Here is a 19,858-nt window from a genome sequence, read left to right as displayed (position 1 = left end):
CTGCGCTATAGCTTCGGCGAACGCCACGCCGCTGCCGCAGCAGCGATTAGCATGAGCAAAGCTGCAATCACCGCCGATGCTGCAAAACCGAACGTGGAATAGAGCGGTCCGAACGCCGTGGTGCCGACGAACACCGCAAGATAGGTCACCGCGCTGTTCAAACCCATGATCGTGCCGCGACGCGCAGGGTCGAGCGCCGACAGGCGCATCACCAGGACGTTCAGCCCGAAATGATTGGCAAGGCCCCAGACGGCTATCACCGCTATGGTCAGATGAAAACTACTGCTTGCCGCGGCAATCACGACATAGACGACCGCGACAAGCAGATAGGCAAATGGCATGACACGCCGCGCGCCCAGGCGGTCGATAACGCCGTCAAGAAGTGCCGCCGCACCAAATCCGGCGCCATAAGCGAGCGCGGCCAGCCCGTTGGCGCTGACCGCGTCCCAAGCCATTGTGAAGGTGATCGCCAAGATAGCCATAGACACCGTAGAACGCGGTCATGAATGCGGCGCAGGCAACCAGAAGCGGCACTATGCCAGGGACGCTCAAGGCGCCCAGCGGCGTCGGCGCCGGGCCGCTCTTCCTGACATCGCTCAGCGACGTCAGCGCCAGGCTTGCCAATGCGAGTGCTGCGAGCACCGCGACCGCCGCGAAAACGGCGCGCCAATGCACCAGGTCGGCAAGTACGGCCGACAGCGAAACCCCGGCGACCATGCTCAGCGTCCAGCCGGTCAGCACGACGCCTATGGTGCCGCTTTCGCGGCCGGGCGGTGCAATCGCGGCTGAGCTGGCGTAGATTGCCGGCATGGCGACACCTGCAGCGATGCCGGCGAGAAGCTGGGCCGCGACCAGCGCCGTCACCGTCGGCGCAGCAGCGCTGGCGACGAGCGCTATCGCCAGCAGCAGCAACGCTCCTTGCAGCATGCGGCGGGCACCAAGCCGGTCGATATAGCGCGCCAGGAACAAGGCGCTTGCCGACGTCCCGAGCCCGAACGCGGCCGACGCGATCATAACCGCCGGCACGCTTGTGCCGAAGGACGCGGCCACCGCCGGCGCGATCGGACCGAGCACCAGCGAGTTCGAGCCGATCACGGCAATGCACCCCGTCAGCAGGTAAGCGAGTGCCGGGATTGGCGGCTTGGGGGCCGCTGCGAATGTAGCGACTTGATCAGTGTTCGACATATGGCAATAATGGCCGTATTAAATTCTGCATCAATCGGGAATTTTAATATGGATGAAGAAACAGATGGCATTCCGCAGAACAGGCCTGCCGCCCGCGATATCGATGCAACCGACCGAAAAATATTAGGCGTTCTGGTCGACGACGCCACGATCAGCTATGCCGAGCTCGGCGACCGCGTCGGCCTTTCACCGCCGGCAGCCCATGAACGCGTCAAGCGCCTCCGGCGCAGCGGCACCATCCGCAACACCGCGGCCATCATCGACCCCAAGGCGGTGCGCAAGCCGCTGCTCGCCTTCGTCCATATCGATACCAAGGGGTGGGGAAAGACGCCGGAGCTGATGGCGATCTCCGAGCACCCCGAAGTCGAGGAGATCCATTCGGTGGCCGGCGACACATGCATGCTGATCAAGGTCCGCACCGAGGACACGCGGGCACTCGAAGGCCTGCTGTCGCGCCTCTACGAAACGCCTGGCGTCACCTCGACCCGAAGCTATGTGGTCCTGTCGACCTATCTCGAGCGGCCAGTGCAGCCCGGGATAACGACGGAATGGCCGACCCCCCGGCATATGGCCAAGCCGCTTTATTAGCTCAAACGATTCTCACGCGTATCCAAAGTCGAACCGGAAACGTCTTAGGCACTGCATCCTGTGGTCATCCGTCGGGCCGGTTCGTTTGCGCCGGTTCTTGGATCCGACGGGATGCCTGTTGCGCAACCGGAGACACGCGATGAGAAAATTAATCGTAGGCAGCTTCATTTCGCTGGACGGCGTCATCGAAGCACCAATGGAATGGGCGTCACCGTTCTTCGACGAAGAGATGAAGGAACACTCCTATGAAAAGGCCGGCGAGGCGGATTTTTTCCTGCTCGGCCGCGTCACCTACGAAATGTTTTCGGCGCGTTGGCCGCAGGTCAAAGGCAGCAAGTACATGGATCGCATGAACGGGCTGAAGAAGCTCGTCGCGTCGCGCAGCCTCAAGGAAGTGAGCTGGAACGCGTCGCTGATCGAAGGCGACATCGCTGCCGAAATTGCCAGGATCAAGCAGCAGGCCGGCGGCAACATTTTGAAGTACGGAGTGAGCAATCTCGACCAGACGCTGCTCGCCAACAGGCTTGTCGACGAGTATCAGCTCTCGATCGTGCCGACCCGCGTCGGACATGGCAAACGCGCTTTCCAGGATGTCGACCCGTCCCTGGTCAGACTGGAGCTTATAGATACCCACCGTTTCAAGAACGGCGTCATTACGTTGACCTATGTCCCGCTATGATCCGTATGCCATGAAGATGCAGCCAAGACTTGACCCGACCGGGCTTTTCGACGTCCGCTACGCCGGTTTTCTGGAGACAGTCGCGCATTTGCGTGGACGGCTGCACCGCTACTGTGCACGCATGACCGGTTCAACGCTCGACGCCGAAGACGTGATGCAAGAGGCGCTGTTCGAGGCCTATCGGAAGATCGAGAAGCTGGACGATGCGAGTGCTCTTCGCCCCTGGCTTTTTCGCATTGCACATAATCGCTGCATCGATTTTCTGCGAAGCCGGCAGGTGCGTCAGCATGCGGAGGCCAATTTCGCCGAAGACGAGATCATCCTGCCGGTCGAGCCGGCGGGCCAGGGCGCGGATCGCGCGATCGAACGGCTGGTGATCCACCTGCCGCCCAAAGAACGCGCCTGCGTCCTGCTCAAGGACGTCTTCGACTATTCGCTGGAAGAGATCGCCGACCTCGTCGGCTCGACCGTGGGCGGCGTCAAGGCTGCGTTGAGCCGTGGCCGTTCGAAATTGGCCGCCTTGTCAGGCGACCCAATCGTCCGTTCGGAGCCCCAACGCGATCCGGAATTCCTGGAATTGCTCAGCCGCTATGTCGAACTGTTCAACCGCCGCGATTGGGATGGGGTACGGGCGTTGACCAGCGCCGACGCACAATTGCGTGTCGCGGATTGCTTCAAGGGCAGGCTGTCGGAATCACCTTACTTCGTTGAATATGAAAGAGCCTCGACGACCTGGAAAATGGCGGTTGGCGAGATCGATGGCCAGGCGGTGCTGCTAGTGCTCCACCATGGCGAAAACGGTTGGAAGCCGGCCCATCCGGTTCGGATCGAAGCCGCCGGCGGGACCATAAATCGCATCGCCGATTACTATGCCTGCCCTTGGATCATGCCGGCGGCAGGTGCGGTGGTCGTTTCCAGGCCGGCCTAACCAGCGGCAGGACATGCAAGTGGCCGGCATCAACCTCATTGAAATGGGATCGACGCCGGACAAGACATAGGCGGCTTACTGAAGCTTCGCCTGCAGGGCGTTGACGTCATCCGTCGTCATTTCGCCGTCGGTCGTCACCTTGCCATCGACGATCTTCCAGAGGCGGAACGGGCCGGTGATGTCGCCGTATTTGTCGAAGGCGACCGGGCCGATGACGCCTTCGTAGCGGATCGGCTTGCCATCCTTGATCAGGCCGAGCGCCTTGGCGAACTCGTCCTTGCCGGCATAGATCGGCGTGCCGGCCGGGTCGACCGCCTTGTACATCGCGTCCTTGATCTTGGCCGGATCCTCGGAGCCGGCAATGGCGATGGCCAAGCCGACGATGGCGCCGGCATCATACGACCGGTCGGCCGCCGGGTTCGACGGTTCGATGCCCGAAAATTCCTTGTAGTTCTTGGTGAAATACTCGGTCGATGCGGTCGGACTGGTGCCGGAGGAAGTGCCGTACGCATCCTTCAGGTAATCCGCGCCAACGGATTCGATGAAGTCCGGGCTGTTCATGCCGTCATTGAGCAGGAATTTCTGGACACCGCCCTGCGAAATCCAGGTGCGGGCGATGGTTGCGCCGTCGACAGGCGTGCTGACGAGATAAAGCCCGTCGGGCTCGCCAGCCATCGCCGCCGTCACTTCCGAGGCATAGCTCGACTGCTTTTCATTGTAGGGCGTGTCGGAGACAATGGTGCCGCCGAGTGCCTTATAGGCGCGCGAAAATTCCGCCACCATGTTGACGCCGAAGTCGTTGTTGACGTGGATGACCGACAGCTTCTTGAAGCCTTTGTCGATGGCATATTTGGCGGCAGCGACGCCCTGCAGCGCATCAGATGTGATGGTGCGGAAGAAGATGCCGTTGGTCTTGCCGTCGCGCCCGAGCGCCGTCAGCGTCGGCGACGAGGAAGCAGGCGACACCTGGACTATCTTGGCCGGAGCGGTGACCGAGGTCAGGATCGGGATCGACACCGAGGAGATGATGCCGCCGATGATCACCGGCACCTTCTTGACCTGCACGAGCTGCGTCGCGGCGTCGACCGCAATGTTGCCCTGGCTCTGGCTGTCGCGCGTGTCGGTCGCGAGATCGCAGCCGCGGACGCCGCCCGCATCGTTGATGTCGCGGAAGGCCATCTCGACCGATTTGGCGCCGGCCTGGCCGTACTCGCCGGCCGGGCCTGTCAGTTCCATGACGAGGCCGACGGTGATCTTGCAATCGGCGGCTTGCGCTGCGCCGGCCGCTGTCAGCAGTGCGAGCGCGGTGGTGATCTGAAGTATGGTCTTTTTCATTGTTGTTCCCCTTTCGTTACACGACTCTCATTGATGTCTTGAGCCTGTTCAGCCTTCCGGCATCTGCAGCCAGGTTTCATGCAGATGTCGCCATTCGACGCCGTTGGGCGCCGATGAACTGGTGGTGAAAACGGCACTCGAGCGGCGGCGGCTATGTTTGCCGGCGCGCTGCTGCGCTTCGATGTAGCTGACGACGATCGTGTCGCCTTGTTGCCAGCCGGCCCGGATTTCCTCGATCGAGATGGTGAAATCGCCGTCACAAGTGGCGCGGCTTGCCCTGACATGGTCGAGCACCGCGTCACGATCGAGGACCTGGCCATCCGGCACAACCATGCAGAAGCCTTCGCCCATGACGCGTTCGAAGCGCCTGAAATCTGCATTGTCCGCACTCGCCGCATTGAACCAGTCGACGAAGAAGCGGTGGAGATCGACCACCTCGGCGCTGGCGCGGGAAAGCAAGGAGGGCTTTTCGTCCATGGCCGCGTTCATTTCCTGCCTGCATTCAAATTGTAATGCATGATCGAGCCGTGGCGGCCGTGACGGTCGCGTTCCAATGTGTAGACGTCGCCCAGCGGCCCACGGCTTTGCGCGATCACGGCAGCGATCCTCGCCCGGTCGTCGGCATCGAGCGCGACGTCCATGATTCTGGCATTGGCAAGGGCGTGCGCCTGGTTGCGGGCGCCGACGATGACGGCCGCCACTTGCGGCTGCTCCAGCACCCAGGCGCTGGCGATGGTGGCGATATCGACGCCGTGGCGGTCGGCGACGGCCTTCAGTGTGCGAAGCAACTCCTGGAAAAGCTCCCAGCCACCAAAGTCGTCAATGATCAGCTTGTATTTGACCAGCGATCGGTTTTCGAGCGGCGTCTGCGGCTCGGCAGCGCTAAGCCATTTTTCGCTGAGGAAGCCGCCCGCCACCGAACCGTAGCAGAGGAAACTGACGCCATGCCGGCTGGCGAGCGCTGCAAGGCTGTTGGCTGGCCGCTGGTCGAGCACCGAGTATTGCAATTGCTGGCTGACCAGCGGCACACCGGCGGCCAGGATCTCGGCCAACCGCGGCGTGTCGAAGTTCGTGGTGCCGATGTTGCGCACCTTGCCTTCCCTGCGGATTTCGTTGAGCCAGCCCATCGCTTCGACGTAGCCGGGCAGCGCATAGTCCCACCAGTGGAACTGCACGAGATCGAGCCGCTCGGTCTTCAGCCGCCGCAGCGACTGCTCGACGATGCCTCTGATGTAGTCGCGGCTGATATTGGAAAGCCTTTCCAGGTCAGGCACCAGCTTGGTGTGCACCTTCATTTTGGTGGCAGCGTCGAGGCCACGCTCATTGGCAAGGCGCAGGCGCGCCGCGCCGATCAGCTCTTCGACACCGGTATAGATATCGGCGCAATCATAGGTCCTGATGCCGGCGTCGAAGGTGGCGATCAGGTCAGTTACCGCCTGTTGGCGGTCGATCGCGCCGTGCCCACCGGCAAGCTGCCAGCCGCCGCGAATAACGCGCGAGATCGTATAGCCGGGGCTGAGCTCGAAAGCCTTGGCGGTCATCTCCGGTCATTCTCCTTCGGCAGCGGCACCGCCGTCGTTTCGGCATGGCTGAACCGCCGCTTGCCGGTCCTGACGATCCGGAGCCGGCTGGCACAATTGGGATCCGGACAAGCGATCTCGGCGTCCGACGTCATCCAATCGTTCCTGTGGGTCGGGCGCTGCTTTGCGGCCAGAAGCGGCAACACTGCCGCAATGGAATAGATCGAGAAACCTTGCCCCGCCGGCATCGACAGCATCTCGCCCTTCAACTCGAAATAGTCGCCGGGCTTGGCGCCGCAATAGATCGGCTTGCCCTCGGGGATAACCGCCTCGACGCGAAGGTCGAAGAGTTCGAAACTGTCGTCGGTCTCAGCCATTCAGATCTCCACCCGGGTGAAGGTGATGTCGCAGGCACCGTTGCGGCGGATCACGCCACAAGCGGCTGCGAATTTATCGCGATCCTCAGGCACCACCTGCGCGACGACGCTTCCGGCAAGCCAGCCGATCGGGAACAGCAGGCGTGCACCCGCTCCGTAGAACAGGCCGACGTCAAAGATGGCATTCGGGTTGCCGCCCCACCTGCGCGGCGGCACGTAGGACAACACGATGTCGCCCGGCTGCGGCGTCAGCGTTGCGTTCTCCGCCGGCAAGGGCCTGGCATAGGTTTGGCCCTCAAGTTCGGCTGATGGAACCGGGCAGGAGATTTCCGGCCCCGTCCACATAGCATGGATGCCGGCAACGACGCGCGGCTGCTCGAGATACGCCAGCAGGAAGGCAGCGTTGTCGGGCGCCTTTTCAGGCAACAGCAGCGCGGTCACGGAAAGCATCGAGTGTGGCTCGGTGATGTTGATGCCAGGCACCGTCATGCCCTCAATCCTTCCTTGCTTGTGGATTGGAGCTTGTCGCGCAGAAAGGCGAAGGGCCGGCTGATGTCGGCCACCAGCGCCTCGCGCGCCGCTTGCGCATCCTGCCTGGAAAGCGCTGCGACGATGCTGCGGTGGTAGTGGGCCGTATCGACCTCGCCGGCGTCGGAGAAGGCGTAAATGGCAACGCGGATGCAAGGCCCGGATTGCAACCACAGGCTCTCGATCATCGGGATCAGCACGGCGGAACCGCAGCAACGGTAGATCTCGAAATGGAAGCTCTGGTTGAGCGTGGCCTCGCGGTCGATATCCTTCTTGTGCTTCAGCGCCCGCATCTCGTCCCACTCGCCGAGCATGGCTTCGACCGAAGCGATCTGGCGCGGGTTCATGCGCGTGGCGGCCAGCGCGATCGCTTCGCCCTCGATCAGAGAACGGGCGCGCAAGAGGTCGTCGATGCGCTCCAGCGTGATCGGCGGCACGCGCACCGAACGGTTGGGAAGCGCCTCCAGTGCCTTCTCGGTGATCAGCCGTCCGAGCGCCTCGCGCACCGGCATGGTGCTGGTGACCAGCGCGTCGGCGAGGCCGCGGATGGTCAGAACCTGGCTCGGCTCGAAAAGGCCGCCGATCAAGGCGCGGCGCAGCTCCGAATAGACGCGATCCTGCACGGTCTCGCGGCCGACCGGCGTAAGCTGGGCTGCGATCATCTCATTGTTCTTTTCGATGGCGGCCTTCTGCATAGGCAATCCCGGTCTTGGCCATTTTCGGCTTGCGGAAGAAATTAAAGCCGAATAGCGTGATCAAAGCAAGCGTGATCACAAATCAAATCATAGGCGACGAAGATCGCTTTCGGCCAGAGGAATTGATGAGCGACACGACGGAACGGCAGGAGGAGATCCGTACGCCGGTCCTCACGGCCAGGAACGTCCTCAGACGCTTCGGCGGCCTGGTCGCGGTCAACAATGTCTCCTTCGACATCCGGCCGGGCGAAATACTTGGCCTTATCGGCCCGAACGGCGCCGGCAAGACCACGATGTTCGACCTGCTCGCCGGCAGCATTCTGCCGACCAGCGGCGAAATCCTCCTCAACGGCGTATCGGTGTCGGGGGAAGCTGCCCATCGCCGCATTGGCCGCGGCCTTGGCCGCACGTTCCAGATCCCCCGGCCCTTGCCTAACCTGACGCTGATCGAAAACGTCATGCTGGCCGCGCAAGGGCAGGTCGGAGAAAAACTGCTCGCCAATTTCCTGACGCCCCGGCGGGTCGCTGCCGAAGAAAGGGCTGCCGAGACAAGAGCCGTCGAACTGCTCGAGCTCGTCACGATCGCTCACCTCGCGTACGAACCTGCGCGCGTGCTTTCAGGCGGCCAGCGCAAGCTGCTCGAGTTGGCCCGCGTGATGATGGCCGACCCGGCGATCATCCTGCTCGACGAGCCGGCGGCCGGGGTCAACGCAACCCTGCTCGAGATCATTATAGACCGCATCCGCGACATCAATGCGCGCGGCATCACCTTCCTGCTGATCGAGCACAATATCGACATGGTGACGCGGCTTTGCCACCGCGTGCTGGTCATGGCGAGCGGCCAGCTTCTGTGCGAAGGCACCCCGGAGGAGGTGGCGCGCGATCCGCGCGTCATCGAGGCCTACCTCGGAGGCACGGCATGAGCCAAAAGGTACTCGATGTCCGCGATCTCGAAGCCGGCTACGAGCCTGGCGTTCCGATCGTGCGCGGCGCTTCGATCACCGTCGACCAGGGCGAGATCGTCGTCGTTCTCGGTCCCAACGGCGCCGGCAAGTCGAGCCTTATCAAGGCCATAGCCGGCCTTGTCCCGATCACCGGCGGCACGGTGCTGCTGGACGGCAAGGATATCACGGCGTCGCCCGCTCACATCATGGTCCGCCTTGGCCTTGCCTTCGTGCCACAGACAGAGAACATCTTCCCGCTGATGTCGGTCGAGGACAATCTCAGGGTCGCCTGCGGCATCCTGAGGCCGCGCGAGGTCCCAGCCCGCATCGAGGAAATGTATGCGGCCTTTCCCGATCTCGCCCGTCAGCGCAGAACGGCCGCGGGCAATCTGTCGGGTGGACAGCGGCAGATGCTGGCCGTCGCCCGGGCGTTGATCGTCCATCCCAAGGTGCTGGTGCTCGACGAGCCGTCGGCCGGCCTGTCGCCGAAATTCGTGGCGATGGTGTTCGAGATGCTGGCCGGCATCCGAAAGTCCGGCGTCACCATTCTGCTGGTCGAACAGAACGCCAAGGCAGCGCTTGCCATTGGAGACCGCGCCTACGTGCTGGTCGAGGGCAAGGAGCGGCACCAGGGCGTCGCCTCCGAGCTCTGGAACGACCCGGTCGTCGCTGAACTCTATCTTGGCCAGCGCCGCCTCGACCTTGGACAAGGAAGCGCGGCATGAACCTGCAATTCGTCGTCGACGGACTGCTGGCAGGGTCGATGATCGGCCTCGGCGCCATCGGCGTGACACTCACCTATTCGATCCTGCGCTTCTCGAACTTCGCCCATGGCGACTTCATGGCCTGGGGCGCCTATGCGACGCTCGCCGTGGTTGGCGCCATTGGCGCGATTTTCGGCAAGATCGCGCCGATCGCGCCCCTCTCCTTCGGTTGGCCGCTGATCGTCGCGCTCATCATCGGCATGGCGGCCACCGGCCTGCTGGCGCTGGCGCTCGACATCGTGCTGTTCGCGCGGCTACGGGCCAAGGGTCAGGCGATCATCGTGGTGATGGCGAGCTTCGGCGCCTCGATGGCGCTGAGAAGCCTGCTCGAATTCATCTTCACCTCGCGTCCGACCTATTTCAGCCGGGCGATCCAGATCGCCATGCCGATAGGTTTCGGCATCCGCATCACCCCGGACCAGATCGCGCTGCTGTTGCTGACCGCCGTGCTGGTGCTCGGCGTGCATCTCCTGATGACGCGGACCCAGACCGGCCGCTCGATGCAGGCATTGAGCCAGAACGCGGCACTTGCCCGCATCGTCGGCATCGACGTCGCCAGGGTGGTGCGCGTCACCTGGATCATCGGTGGCGCGCTGGCCTGCGTCGCCGGCGTCATGATCGGCATTCTCATCCAGATCCGCCCGTTCATGGGTTTCGAGATGCTGCTGCCGATGTTCGCGGCCGCCATCCTCGGCGGCATCGGCAGCGTGCCCGGCGCCGTTCTCGGCGGCCTGATCATCGGCATGGCCGAAGCCGGCGCGGTGCAGCTGATCGGCGCCGAATGGCGGGCAGCCGTCTCGTTCATCATCCTGATGGCGGTGCTGTTCGTGCGGCCCATCGGCCTTTTCGGAGTGAGGGAACGCTGATGGATCTGCTCGGCTACGGCGCCTTCTTCCTGACCACCGCGCTGATTTTTTCGCTCATCACGCTCGGGCTCAATCTGCAATGGGGGCTGACCGGGCTTTTCAATGTCGGGGTCGCCGGCTTCGTTGCCATCGGCGCCTACACCTCGGCGCTGCTGACCACGCCCGACGATGCCGCGCGCCTGGGCGGCTTCGACCTGCCGATCCTTATCGGCTGGCTTGGCGCCATGCTGTTGGGCGGCGTCGCCGCCGCCATCACCGGCATTGCCACGCTACGTCTGAGATCGGACTATCTGGCGATCACTACTTTCGGCGTCGCCGTCGTCGTGCAACTGGTAGCGCTCAATGCCCAGAAGCTGACCGGCGGGCCGTTCGGCATCGGCTTCATTCCGCGTCCGTTCGGCGGTCTTGCCGAAACGCCGTTGCTGTTCAACCTTTCGAACCTTGCGATCGTCTCGGTGGTGACGCTGATCGTCTATCTCGCGCTGGAGCATCTGTCGCGCAGCCCGTGGGGGCGCGTGTTGAAGGCGCTTCGCGAGGATGAGCGGGCCGCGATATCCCTAGGCAAAAGCGCACGGTTCTACCGCGTCCAGGCCTTTGCCGTCGGTGGCGCCATCATGGCGCTTGCCGGTGCGCTGCAGGCGCATTTCACCGGCTTCATCGCGCCGGACAATTATTTGCCGGCGCTGACTTTCCAGGTCTGGGTGATGCTGATCGTCGGTGGCTCGGGCAGCAACATCGGCGCCGTCATCGGCAGCATCCTGGTCTGGGCGATATGGGCCGGATCGGGAGCCTTGACCAGTATGTTGTTCTCGCCCGAACAACAGGCCCGCGCCGCTTCGCTGCAGATCGTCGCCATCGGCGTGATGCTGTGCGTCATCCTTCTGGTCAGGCCGAACGGCCTGTTTGGCGACAGGCCGCGGCGTCCAAGGTTCGGCAAGCGTGCACGCGTGGCCTCGAGCGAGAGCGGCTCATGAACGCTGTGACCCGGCCGCACGGCGTTTCCCTTTGGCATGCCGTCAGCCGCAGTCGCCGCGACCGGCCCACCCTCGAAGGCGCACTCGATGTCGATCTGGCAATTGTCGGCGGCGGGTTTTCAGGCCTTTCCACCGCGCTGCACAGTGCCGAGAAAGGCATCTCGGTTGCCGTCCTCGAGGCGGAAATCATCGCCTGGGGGGCAACCGGCAGGAATGCCGGCTTCGTCGTGCCGAATTTCGCGAAAAGAGACCCCGACGATATCATTGCCCAGCTCGGGCCCGAACGCGGCGAACGCCTTGTCGATTTCGCCGCCGGCAGCGCCGACCTCGTCTTCGACCTGATCAGGCGGCATGCCATCGAATGCGATGCCGTCCAGAGCGGCTGGATACAACCAGCCCATTCACCGGCCGCTTTGCAAAAGACCAGATCGCGCGCCGAACAATGGGCACCACGCGGAAGGCCGGCTGTTGCGCTGGATAGACAGGCGGTCGAAGAGCTGACCGGCGTTCGCGGTTATCTCGGCGGCTGGATCGACAGATCGGGTGGCGTCCTCAATCCGGTCGAATATGCGCGCGGATTGGCCGACGCGGCGGAAAAGGCCGGAGCGCGCATCTTCGAGCATACGCGTGTCGCGTCGATCGATCACATAGGCGATGGTTGGGCTTTGAAGACGGCCTCCGGTTCGGTACGCGCAGGAAAGGTGCTGGTCGCCACCAACGCCTATGGCGGAGCGCTGGATCGGGCGTTGCAGCGAACCTATTTCCCGCTGAAAATCTTCCAGATCGCGACAGCGCCGCTGCCGCGCGAAATACGCACTCGCCTGCTTCCTGGCGGGCAAGGCGTCGGCGACACACGACGCAATCTCTTCACCTTCCGCTTCGACGGCGAAAACAGGCTGATCACCGGCGGCATGCATGTTTTTGGCCCCGGTGCCGACACGCGGGTGCCGCGGGCGATCTGGCGGCGGCTTGCCGGGCATCTCGATCTCCCGGACATCCCGCCGCTTGAATACAGCTGGTCGGGGATGGCTGCCGTCGCGCCCGACTTCCTGCCGCACCTCGTCGATCTCGGCCCCGGGCTGATCGCCGGCTTGGCGTGCAACGGACGCGGCATCGCCATGACCACTGCGATGGGCAAGGTGCTTGCGGATTGGGCTGATGGAACAAAACCTCAGGATTTGCCGCTGCCGTTTGCGCCGCCGTCGCCGATCCCGTTCCATAGCCTGATGCGGCATGCACCAAACATGGTGCTCCCCTGGAGCATGCTGCGCGACCGGCTGGATGGCTGATCGACGTGCGTCTCCGGCCGCCGTCCTGATACCCGAACTGCTAGACTCGCCCACATCATGTTGTTAACGACAGCGGATGAAGCAGAACTATCTTTATCTCATCATCGGCGCTTTGGCCGTCGCCGTTATTGCGTTGGGGATTTACGTTTATCGCGAGGAGACTAGGCCGAAAGGCGTGGAACTTCGCATCGACGATTCCGGCATTTCAGTTCAGGAGAAATAGACCGCGTAGTCCTGTTGCCCGACTTTGCACTGGAAGTCGGCTTGTACCGCCTCACCCCAACTCCAACGTCGTTATCGCAAAAACTCCGGACTGCACGAGCTGCGGCGCCTTTCCCTTGTACATCCGAGCCGTCTCGAAGCCCGGCTGAAGGCCTGCGGACGACAGCAAGTCTGCAAATTGCCGGCTGGTTTCGGGAACGTCGAGATGGACGTTTCCGGGACCGGACATGTGCGCGAGCGCGGCGAAGAGATGGCTTGCCGCGTCCAGGCTGTCGGCAAAGAGCGGGCCGATCTTGCAGCCGTCCCGGCATTGGCGCGCGACGCCGTATCCCGCAATGGCGCCGTGCTTGAGGATCGCAAGCGCCATATGCGGCGGGCGCAGCCAGTGTTCCAGGAAGGATCGCCTCGGACCGGGAAAGAAGCGGCGGTCATAGTCCAGTATGTCCGGCACGAGTTCCGGCCCTATGGCGCGAATGTCGTTGCCGACGGCTGCCGGGACATTCGGTGACCCCATGAACCGGATCGTCCGGTAGGCCGGTGCAAAACCCATGCTGCGGTAGTTGGCCTGCTGTTCGACGACACCGTCGAGGCCGATCGTGCGCTTGCCGAGCCGCGCTATGCCGGCATCCCAAACGACCTTGCCATGGCCTTGGCCACGCTTGTCCGGCCGGCAGATGTAGAGGCCGATGAAGCCGAAACCGTCGCCATAGGCAACGGCCGAAATGCCGGCCGCCATCTCGCCATCGATAAAGGCGCCGATGAAGCCCTGCGGGTCGGCTGCCTGAAACAGCGCGGCGTCGTTAAGGCCGGGATTCCAGCCTTCCGCCGCCGCCCAATCGACAAGGGTTTGCACTTCTTCACGTGCGAGCGTTCGGATCGTTCGGGGCATTGCGATCACTCGGCGGCGCCAGGCGCGAAGGATTTCAACGCGCCATGATAAGACTTTGCCAACGGGCTTGCATAGGCGCCGCGCTTGGATGTCGTCAGGCCAAGGGCGATCAATGCCTCGGCCTGTTTCACGGCAGCGCCCACGCCGTCGATGACCGGAAGCCCGAATTCCCGCTGCAGCGCCGCCGCCAGATCGGCCATGCCGGCACAGCCGAGCACGATCGCCTCGGCGCGATCCTCGTCGATGGCGCGCGCAATCTCGTTGCGCAGCCTGAGCAGTGCGTCGGACGCCGGATCTTCGAGGGCAAGAACCGGGATGTCGGCGGCGCGCACACGCGCGCGCCCTGCCATGCCATAGCGCTGCACCAGGCCTTCGACCGGCACGCGCGAACGTCCGGTGGTGGTGACGACGGTGAAGCGCTGGGCGATGAACGAGGCCGTGCTGAGCGATGCCTCGCAAATGCCGATGACCGGAATGTTGGCCATGGCGCGCGCGGCATCGAGGCCGGTGTCGTCGAAACAGGCAATGATCGCGGCTTGCGCGCCCGAGCGTTCGCCGGCGGCGATCTCGACCAGCAGGCCGGGCACGGCAAGTGCTTCATCGTAATAGCCTTCGATCGATACAGGTCCCATCGACGAGGTGACGGCAACGATCTTCGTCGATTGAGCAGCGACCGATCGGGCCGCCGCCGCGATAGTGTCGGTCATGCTGGCGGTGGTGTTTGGATTGACGACGAGGATCTGCACTGTCAGGCACGCTCGCGGCGGCGGCCGACATAGACGATTGCGCCGAGCGTCAGCAGGATCACCAGGAAGGAAAACACGGTCGTCACGGTGCCCAGCGCATAGAGCACCGGCGTCGTGACATTCGTCGTCATGCCGTAGATTTCGAGCGGCAACGTGTTGAACGTGCCCGAGGTCATCAGCGTGCGGGCGAACTCGTCATATGACAGAGTGAAGCCGAACAGGCCGACGCCGATCAGGCTGGGCGCGATCATCGGCAGCACGACATGGGCAAAGGTCTGCCACGACGATGCTCCGAGATCGCGCGCGGCTTCCTCGTAGGCCGGCGAGAACCGGTTGAAGACGGCAAACATGATCAGCACGCCGAAAGGCAAGGTCCAGGTCAGATGGGCGCCGAAAGCGGAGGTGTACCAGGCGGGGCGGAAGCCGATCTGCTGGAAGACGACGCCGATGCCGAGACTGATGATGATCGACGGCACGACCAGGCTGGCGACGGCCAGATAGAACAGTGCGGTTGCGCCGCGAAATTTCTGCCGGAAGGCCAGGCCGGCGAGCAGCGACACGGCGACAGTGACGACCATCACCATCAGGCCAAGGACGAGCGAGCGTTTGAAGCTGCCGCCGAAGTCGCCGACCGCCTGGCGCTCGAACAAATTGGCGAACCAGTGCAGCGACACGCCGTTCAGCGGAAATGTCAGACCGCCGTTCTCGCCCTGGAAAGAGAGGATCAGGATCGCCGAAAGCGGGCCGTAGAGGAACAACACGAAAAGACCGAAGAACGCCGCCAACACATAGAATTCGAGGGTGCGCTTGTCCTGGCTCATCGCCTCACAGCTCCTTGCGGATGTCGACGATGCGCAGGATGCCCGCGACCATCAGCAGCACCAGCACCAAGAGCACGACGGCGTTGGCGGCGGCTGCCGGATATTGCAGCAGCGACATCTGGTTCTTCATCATCAGCGCGACGGAGGCGCTCTGCCCGCCGGACATCACCTGCACCGTCGAGAAGTCGGCCATCACCAGGGTGACGACGAAAATGGTGCCGATCGCCATGCCGGGCTTGGCGAGCGGAATGACGACGTTCCACAGAACCTGCCAGCCGGAAGCGCCGGCGTCGCGCGCGGCTTCTATCAACGACTTGTCGATGCGCATCAGCGTGTTGAAGATCGGCGTCACCATGAACAGCGTATAGAGATGCACCATGGCCAGCACCACGGCGAATTCGGAATAGAGCAGCCATTCGATCGGCTTCGGGATCAGCCCCATTTGCACCAGCGTCGAGTTGACCAGGCCATTGCGGCCAAGCACCGGAATCCACGAGATCATGCGGATGATGTTGGAGGTCAGGAACGGCACCGTGCAGACAAGGAACAGCACCATCTGCATGGCCGTGGTCCTGATATGGAAGGCAAGGAAATAGGCGACCCAGAAACCGATGAACAGCGTCAGCGCCCAGACGATGGCGGCGTATTTCAGCGTATTCAGGTAGGTTTTCCAGGTGACCCAGGAGCCGAGCGTGTCGGAATAATTGGTGGTCAGGAAATCCGGATACATCGCCGCGAAATCGTAATCCCAGAATGAGACCACGGCGATCATCAGAATTGGCAGCAGGAGGAACGCGCCGAGGATCAGGGCAAGTGGTGTTGCCTGGAGATAGGGTGCGAAGCCCGCAAAGGAGCGCCTACGTCTGGCAGGCTTTGCAGACGTAACGTGCGTGGATTGTTCGAGCGCTACTGCCATCTATATCTCGGTCGAAGTCGGCGATGCGACTGAGGGGTGTTCCCTTCTCCCCCTGTGGGAGAAGGTGGCCGAGCGAAGCTCGGTCGGATGAGGGGTGTTCCAGCTTGGCACCAACAGCGCTCCGGCCAGCAACCCTCAACCGTCTTGGCGCCGCGCGCCAATCCACCTTCTCCCACAAGGGGAGAAGGGGAAGACGTTGTACCTACGCAGCGATGAACTCGTTCCAGCGCTTCACCATGTAGCGGTCCTCGTCCATGACCGAGTTCCAGCAGGCGACCTTGCCCATGCGCTCTTCGAAAGAGCCGCCGTCACGCACGGCGCCAGCCTTTTCCATGACCTTGCCGTCCGGCGACAGGATATCGCCCTTTGCCGGCTTGCCTTCGATCCAGTAGCCCCACTCGTCCTCGGACATGAACTTCTTGGCCGACACCATGTTGGCCGAGTAATAGCCCTGGCGGTTGAGATAGCCGCCAACCCAGCCGGACGTGTACCAGTTGATGTATTCATAGGCGGCATCGAGTTCGGCGCCGGAGAGATGGGCTGCCAGGCCAAGCCCGCCACCCCAGGACCGGTAGCCTTCCTTGAGCGGCTGGAACCGGCACGCGATGCCCTTGGAGCGGACCGCGGCCACGGCCGGCGACCACATTGACTGGATCACCACTTCGCCTGAAGCCATCAGGTTGACGCTCTCGTCGAAGGATTTCCAGAAGGCGCGAAACTGGCCGGCTTGCTTGGCCTTGATCAGGAAGTCGATCGTCTTGTCGATCTCCTCCTTGGTCATGTTGCCCTTGTCGGCATATTTGATATTGCCGGTGGCTTCCATGATCATCGCCGCATCCATGATGCCGATCGATGGGATGTTGAGGATGGCGGTCTTGCCCTTGAAGGCCGGATCCATGATGTCGGCCCAGGTGGTGATGTCACGGCCGACGAGGTCGGGGCGGATACCGAGTGTATCGGCATTGTAGATCGTCGGCACCATGGTGAACCAGTTGGTCGGCGCCTTGGCGAAAACCTTGCTGTCCTGGGCCTCGACGTAACCGACCGTATGCGGTGCGGTGCCCTGGGCAATGACGCTGTCGGGCGTCAGCTTGCCGGTTTTGAACAGCGGCACCAGCTCGTCGTAATATTTCAGCTTGGTGACATCCATCGGCTGCAGGACGCCTGTCGGGAACACCTTCTTGCAGATCCAGTATTCGATGTCGGCGATGTCGTAGCTGTCGGGCTGCGTCACGGCGCGCTGCGCGGCCGCGTCGGAATCGGTTGCTGTCATCTCCAGCGTGATGCCGAGGTCGGCCTTGCACTTGTCGGCGATGGCATTGAGATTGGATACGCCGGTGCCGAACTGGCGCAGCGTGATGTTCGATTGCGCCCAGATGGTCGGAAAGCCTGATATGGCGCCGGAACCGGCGGCGAAACCGACGGCGGCGGCACCTGTCTTGAGCAGCGAACGTCGCGATATTCCAGTCTTCTTGTCGGTGGTGTTGGTCATGTTCAGTTCCCCTGTTTTGGTTGGTTATGCTGGATTTCAGGAATCGAGACGGCCAAGGACGATCGCGTCCTCGGCGTCCCAGGCGATCGGCACTGCGTCGCCGACGGCAACCGGCCTGGCGAAGAAGCTGGTGTCGTCGACGATCACCGTGAAATCCTCGATGCCGGCGCCATTGACCGAGAGCTTCACGGTCGAACCGCGGTACTCGACGTTTGCAATAATGCCGGTGAAGCCGAGCCCGGCTGCCGGCGGCTCGCCGATGCGCACGTGGTCGGTGCGAATGGCGATGTCGATGGGTTCCCCGGTCTCCCTGCCCTGCCCGCTGGCGGCGAGCGTGACGCCGCCGGGCACATCGAAAACGACCATGCCGTCGCGACTGCCGGCGACGCGCCCGGAGATGACATTGTGGTCGCCCATGAAACGAGCGACGAAGGCCGTGGCCGGCCGCTCGAACACCATGCGAGGGTGCGCCGCCTGCTCGATACGGCCGTCGTTCATGACCACGATCAGGTCGGCCAGCGCCATCGCCTCTTCCTGGCTGTGGGTGACGTGGACGAAAGTGATGCCGAGCGACGTCTGCAGCTTCTTCAGTTCGGCTCGCATGCGGATCTTCAGGAAAGGATCGAGCGCCGAAAGCGGTTCGTCGAGCAACAGCGCCTCGGGATCGGTGATCAATGCGCGCGCAAGAGCAACGCGCTGCTGCTGCCCGCCGGAAAGCTGCGCCGGGCGGCGGCTGGCATAGGCCTCCATCTGCATCAGCTTCAGCATGTCGAGTGCCTTGGCGCGGCGCTCCTCCTTGCCGACGCCTTTCATCTTCAGGCTGAAGGCGACATTGTCGATCAGGTCGAGATGCGGAAACAGTGCGTAGGACTGGAACATCATGGCAGTGCCGCGCCTGGCCGGCGGCAGGTCGGTGACCACTGTGTTGCCGAGACGCACGTCGCCACGCGATATGCTCTCGTGCCCGGCGATCATGCGCAGTGTCGAGGTCTTGCCACAGCCGGACGGACCGAGCAGGCAGCAATAGGTTCCCGCAGGGATTTTCAGGCTGATGCCTTCGACGGCAGTCGTCGCGCCATAGACTTTCGAAACGGACACAATGTCGATTTCGGCGGCTTTGGACATCCAGCTTCCCCTTTGGTCGGATTAGCCAAAGCATCATGCGTGCCAGTTGCGCGCCGCCACACCAACCGACTGAATCCTCGAAGAAATCAGGGCCGCCTCTATATAGCTGCCGATACGTCGCCCTTGTGCAATGCACAAATTATAGGCGATTGCCGCCGATCTTCGCAAAGATCGTATGCAATCTTTTTCATTTCTGTATTCACTTTGTCTCTCGTCCAAGCGATGCGATTCAGGGTAGAAGAACGCAGGACCACTGCCATGAACATTGCCGACCAGACCTTCCCTGCTATCGAGGCCGCCAACGAGGATCGCGCGCAGGCGATCCGCGACCAGTTGCGCGACGCGATCGTCGATCGCCGGCTGGCGCCGGGAACAAAGCTTTCCGAAGGCGAAGTCGGCACGCTGTTCGATGTCAGCCGCACCGTGGCGCGTGCGGCACTGCAGATGCTTTCCTTCGAAGGATTGGTGCGCACCGAGCGCAATCGCGGCGCCTTCGTCGCCAATCCGTCGCCGGAGGAAGCGCGGCAGGTTTTTGCTTCGCGCCGGCTCATCGAACCAGGCATCGCGATTGCCGCCGCCGGACGGATGACGCCGGCGCATGTCGCCGCGTTCAAGGCCCAGCTCGACGAAGAAGGCCGTTTCATCGCCGAACGCGGACCCAACGCAAGGCGATCGGAGATCAAGGCGTCGGGGGATTTTCGCCTGCTTCTGGCGTCGGTCGCGGGAAACGTCATCCTGCAGCGCTTCATGGAGGAATTGGTCGCTCGTTCATCGCTGGTGATCGCACTCTATGGCCGCTCGGGCATCTCGAGCTGCGGCCACAACGAACACACGCAGATCCTCGAGGCGCTGGAAAATGGCAATGCCGAACGCGCCAGCGCGCTGATGCTGCACCACATCGACCATATCGAGGCCGACCTCGATCTGCGCGTCAGGAGCGGCCCGGCACTCAGGCAGGCGCTCGAGTTCTGAGAT

At 62.9% G+C, this 19,858-nt stretch carries 22 protein-coding genes and 1 pseudogene; 10 read left to right on the top strand and 13 right to left on the bottom strand.

Annotation, left to right across the window (positions count from 1 at the left end; all coding sequences use genetic code 11):
• Positions 1-5 precede the first annotated feature (5 nt).
• Positions 6-1,185 (bottom strand): annotated as a pseudogene (locus NKJ32_RS16230) (MFS transporter).
• Positions 1,186-1,233: 48 nt separating this feature from the next.
• Here NKJ32_RS16230 and NKJ32_RS16225 point away from each other — a divergent pair.
• The 3 genes from NKJ32_RS16225 (at position 1,234) to NKJ32_RS16215 (ending at position 3,380) form a co-directional block, all read left to right on the top strand.
• Entirely contained in the window at positions 1,234-1,773 is a 540-nt protein-coding gene (locus tag NKJ32_RS16225; RefSeq protein WP_023676055.1) for an Lrp/AsnC family transcriptional regulator, read from the top strand.
• A gap of 139 nt (positions 1,774-1,912) precedes the next feature.
• A complete protein-coding gene (locus NKJ32_RS16220) occupies positions 1,913-2,452 on the top strand; it encodes a dihydrofolate reductase family protein (protein ID WP_023676056.1) in 540 nt (179 codons plus the stop codon).
• Between the two features lie 10 nt (positions 2,453-2,462).
• Complete coding sequence (locus NKJ32_RS16215) at positions 2,463-3,380, top strand: sigma-70 family RNA polymerase sigma factor (RefSeq protein ID WP_036238331.1); 918 nt, start codon at positions 2,463-2,465, stop codon at positions 3,378-3,380.
• Between the two features lie 75 nt (positions 3,381-3,455).
• Here NKJ32_RS16215 and NKJ32_RS16210 read toward each other — a convergent pair whose 3' ends face one another.
• Genes NKJ32_RS16210 through NKJ32_RS16185 form a run of 6 tightly spaced genes read right to left on the bottom strand, consistent with a single transcriptional unit; the run spans position 3,456 to position 7,835 of the window.
• Positions 3,456-4,715, bottom strand: a complete 1,260-nt coding sequence (locus NKJ32_RS16210) for an ABC transporter substrate-binding protein (protein WP_352590317.1) — start codon at positions 4,713-4,715, stop codon at positions 3,456-3,458.
• 48 nt (positions 4,716-4,763) lie between these two features.
• On the bottom strand, positions 4,764-5,192 hold the full coding sequence (locus NKJ32_RS16205; protein ID WP_023676059.1) for a DUF4440 domain-containing protein: 429 nt from the start codon (positions 5,190-5,192) through the stop codon (positions 4,764-4,766).
• Between the two features lie 8 nt (positions 5,193-5,200).
• The gene (locus tag NKJ32_RS16200) at positions 5,201-6,256 is read right to left on the bottom strand and encodes an aldo/keto reductase (RefSeq protein ID WP_352704631.1); all 1,056 of its coding nucleotides are present in this window, start codon (positions 6,254-6,256) and stop codon (positions 5,201-5,203) included.
• Positions 6,253-6,612: a TIGR04076 family protein gene (locus NKJ32_RS16195; RefSeq protein WP_352472221.1), complete on the bottom strand. Its 360-nt coding sequence runs from the start codon at positions 6,610-6,612 to the stop codon at positions 6,253-6,255. Before NKJ32_RS16195 ends, NKJ32_RS16200 begins: the two co-directional genes overlap by 4 nt.
• On the bottom strand, positions 6,613-7,101 hold the full coding sequence (locus NKJ32_RS16190) for a DUF3830 family protein (protein WP_352828031.1): 489 nt from the start codon (positions 7,099-7,101) through the stop codon (positions 6,613-6,615). It lies immediately after the preceding gene.
• Entirely contained in the window at positions 7,098-7,835 is a 738-nt protein-coding gene (locus tag NKJ32_RS16185; RefSeq protein ID WP_352505374.1) for a GntR family transcriptional regulator, read from the bottom strand. Before NKJ32_RS16185 ends, NKJ32_RS16190 begins: the two co-directional genes overlap by 4 nt.
• Before the next feature lie 125 nt (positions 7,836-7,960).
• Between NKJ32_RS16185 and NKJ32_RS16180 the strand changes: the two genes are divergently transcribed.
• The 6 genes from NKJ32_RS16180 (at position 7,961) to NKJ32_RS16155 (ending at position 12,895) form a co-directional block, all read left to right on the top strand.
• Complete coding sequence (locus NKJ32_RS16180; protein ID WP_352704629.1) at positions 7,961-8,758, top strand: ABC transporter ATP-binding protein; 798 nt, start codon at positions 7,961-7,963, stop codon at positions 8,756-8,758.
• Complete coding sequence (locus tag NKJ32_RS16175) at positions 8,755-9,504, top strand: ABC transporter ATP-binding protein (RefSeq protein ID WP_352452381.1); 750 nt, start codon at positions 8,755-8,757, stop codon at positions 9,502-9,504. Before NKJ32_RS16180 ends, NKJ32_RS16175 begins: the two co-directional genes overlap by 4 nt.
• Complete coding sequence (locus NKJ32_RS16170) at positions 9,501-10,409, top strand: branched-chain amino acid ABC transporter permease (RefSeq protein ID WP_352569309.1); 909 nt, start codon at positions 9,501-9,503, stop codon at positions 10,407-10,409. The genes NKJ32_RS16175 and NKJ32_RS16170 overlap by 4 nt, the downstream gene beginning before the upstream one ends.
• Entirely contained in the window at positions 10,406-11,383 is a 978-nt protein-coding gene (locus NKJ32_RS16165) for a branched-chain amino acid ABC transporter permease (protein ID WP_352569443.1), read from the top strand. Before NKJ32_RS16170 ends, NKJ32_RS16165 begins: the two co-directional genes overlap by 4 nt.
• The gene (locus tag NKJ32_RS16160; protein WP_352828027.1) at positions 11,380-12,672 is read left to right on the top strand and encodes an NAD(P)/FAD-dependent oxidoreductase; all 1,293 of its coding nucleotides are present in this window, start codon (positions 11,380-11,382) and stop codon (positions 12,670-12,672) included. The genes NKJ32_RS16165 and NKJ32_RS16160 overlap by 4 nt, the downstream gene beginning before the upstream one ends.
• Positions 12,673-12,748: 76 nt before the next feature.
• A complete protein-coding gene (locus NKJ32_RS16155) occupies positions 12,749-12,895 on the top strand; it encodes a hypothetical protein (RefSeq protein ID WP_352452379.1) in 147 nt (48 codons plus the stop codon).
• A gap of 51 nt (positions 12,896-12,946) precedes the next feature.
• Here the strand turns inward: NKJ32_RS16155 and NKJ32_RS16150 are convergent, their stop codons facing one another.
• The 6 genes from NKJ32_RS16150 to NKJ32_RS16125 form a co-directional block, all read right to left on the bottom strand.
• Positions 12,947-13,783 carry a GNAT family N-acetyltransferase gene (locus NKJ32_RS16150; protein WP_352569307.1) on the bottom strand — a complete coding sequence of 279 codons (837 nt, stop codon included), beginning with the start codon at positions 13,781-13,783 and terminating at the stop codon, positions 12,947-12,949.
• A gap of 5 nt (positions 13,784-13,788) precedes the next feature.
• Positions 13,789-14,529, bottom strand: coding sequence for an aspartate/glutamate racemase family protein (locus NKJ32_RS16145; protein ID WP_352688645.1), 741 nt, complete (start codon positions 14,527-14,529; stop codon positions 13,789-13,791).
• A gap of 2 nt (positions 14,530-14,531) precedes the next feature.
• On the bottom strand, positions 14,532-15,350 hold the full coding sequence (locus tag NKJ32_RS16140; protein WP_352451583.1) for an ABC transporter permease: 819 nt from the start codon (positions 15,348-15,350) through the stop codon (positions 14,532-14,534).
• 4 nt (positions 15,351-15,354) lie between these two features.
• Positions 15,355-16,266 carry an ABC transporter permease gene (locus NKJ32_RS16135; protein WP_352782118.1) on the bottom strand — a complete coding sequence of 304 codons (912 nt, stop codon included), beginning with the start codon at positions 16,264-16,266 and terminating at the stop codon, positions 15,355-15,357.
• Positions 16,267-16,468: 202 nt separating this feature from the next.
• Positions 16,469-17,758: an ABC transporter substrate-binding protein gene (locus tag NKJ32_RS16130; RefSeq protein ID WP_352451581.1), complete on the bottom strand. Its 1,290-nt coding sequence runs from the start codon at positions 17,756-17,758 to the stop codon at positions 16,469-16,471.
• Positions 17,759-17,794: 36 nt separating this feature from the next.
• Positions 17,795-18,883 carry an ABC transporter ATP-binding protein gene (locus NKJ32_RS16125; RefSeq protein ID WP_352782120.1) on the bottom strand — a complete coding sequence of 363 codons (1,089 nt, stop codon included), beginning with the start codon at positions 18,881-18,883 and terminating at the stop codon, positions 17,795-17,797.
• A 258-nt stretch (positions 18,884-19,141) separates the two neighbouring features.
• On the opposite strand from NKJ32_RS16125, the gene NKJ32_RS16120 reads away from it, so the two are divergent.
• Positions 19,142-19,855, top strand: a complete 714-nt coding sequence (locus tag NKJ32_RS16120) for a GntR family transcriptional regulator (RefSeq protein ID WP_352828022.1) — start codon at positions 19,142-19,144, stop codon at positions 19,853-19,855.
• Positions 19,856-19,858 lie beyond the last annotated feature (3 nt).

It is taken from the genome of Mesorhizobium sp. M0159 (genome assembly GCF_040322295.1).
Classification (GTDB): domain Bacteria; phylum Pseudomonadota; class Alphaproteobacteria; order Rhizobiales; family Rhizobiaceae; genus Mesorhizobium.
Note: the sequence above shows the minus strand (reverse complement) of the source record. Positions and strands in the feature narration are given on the sequence as shown.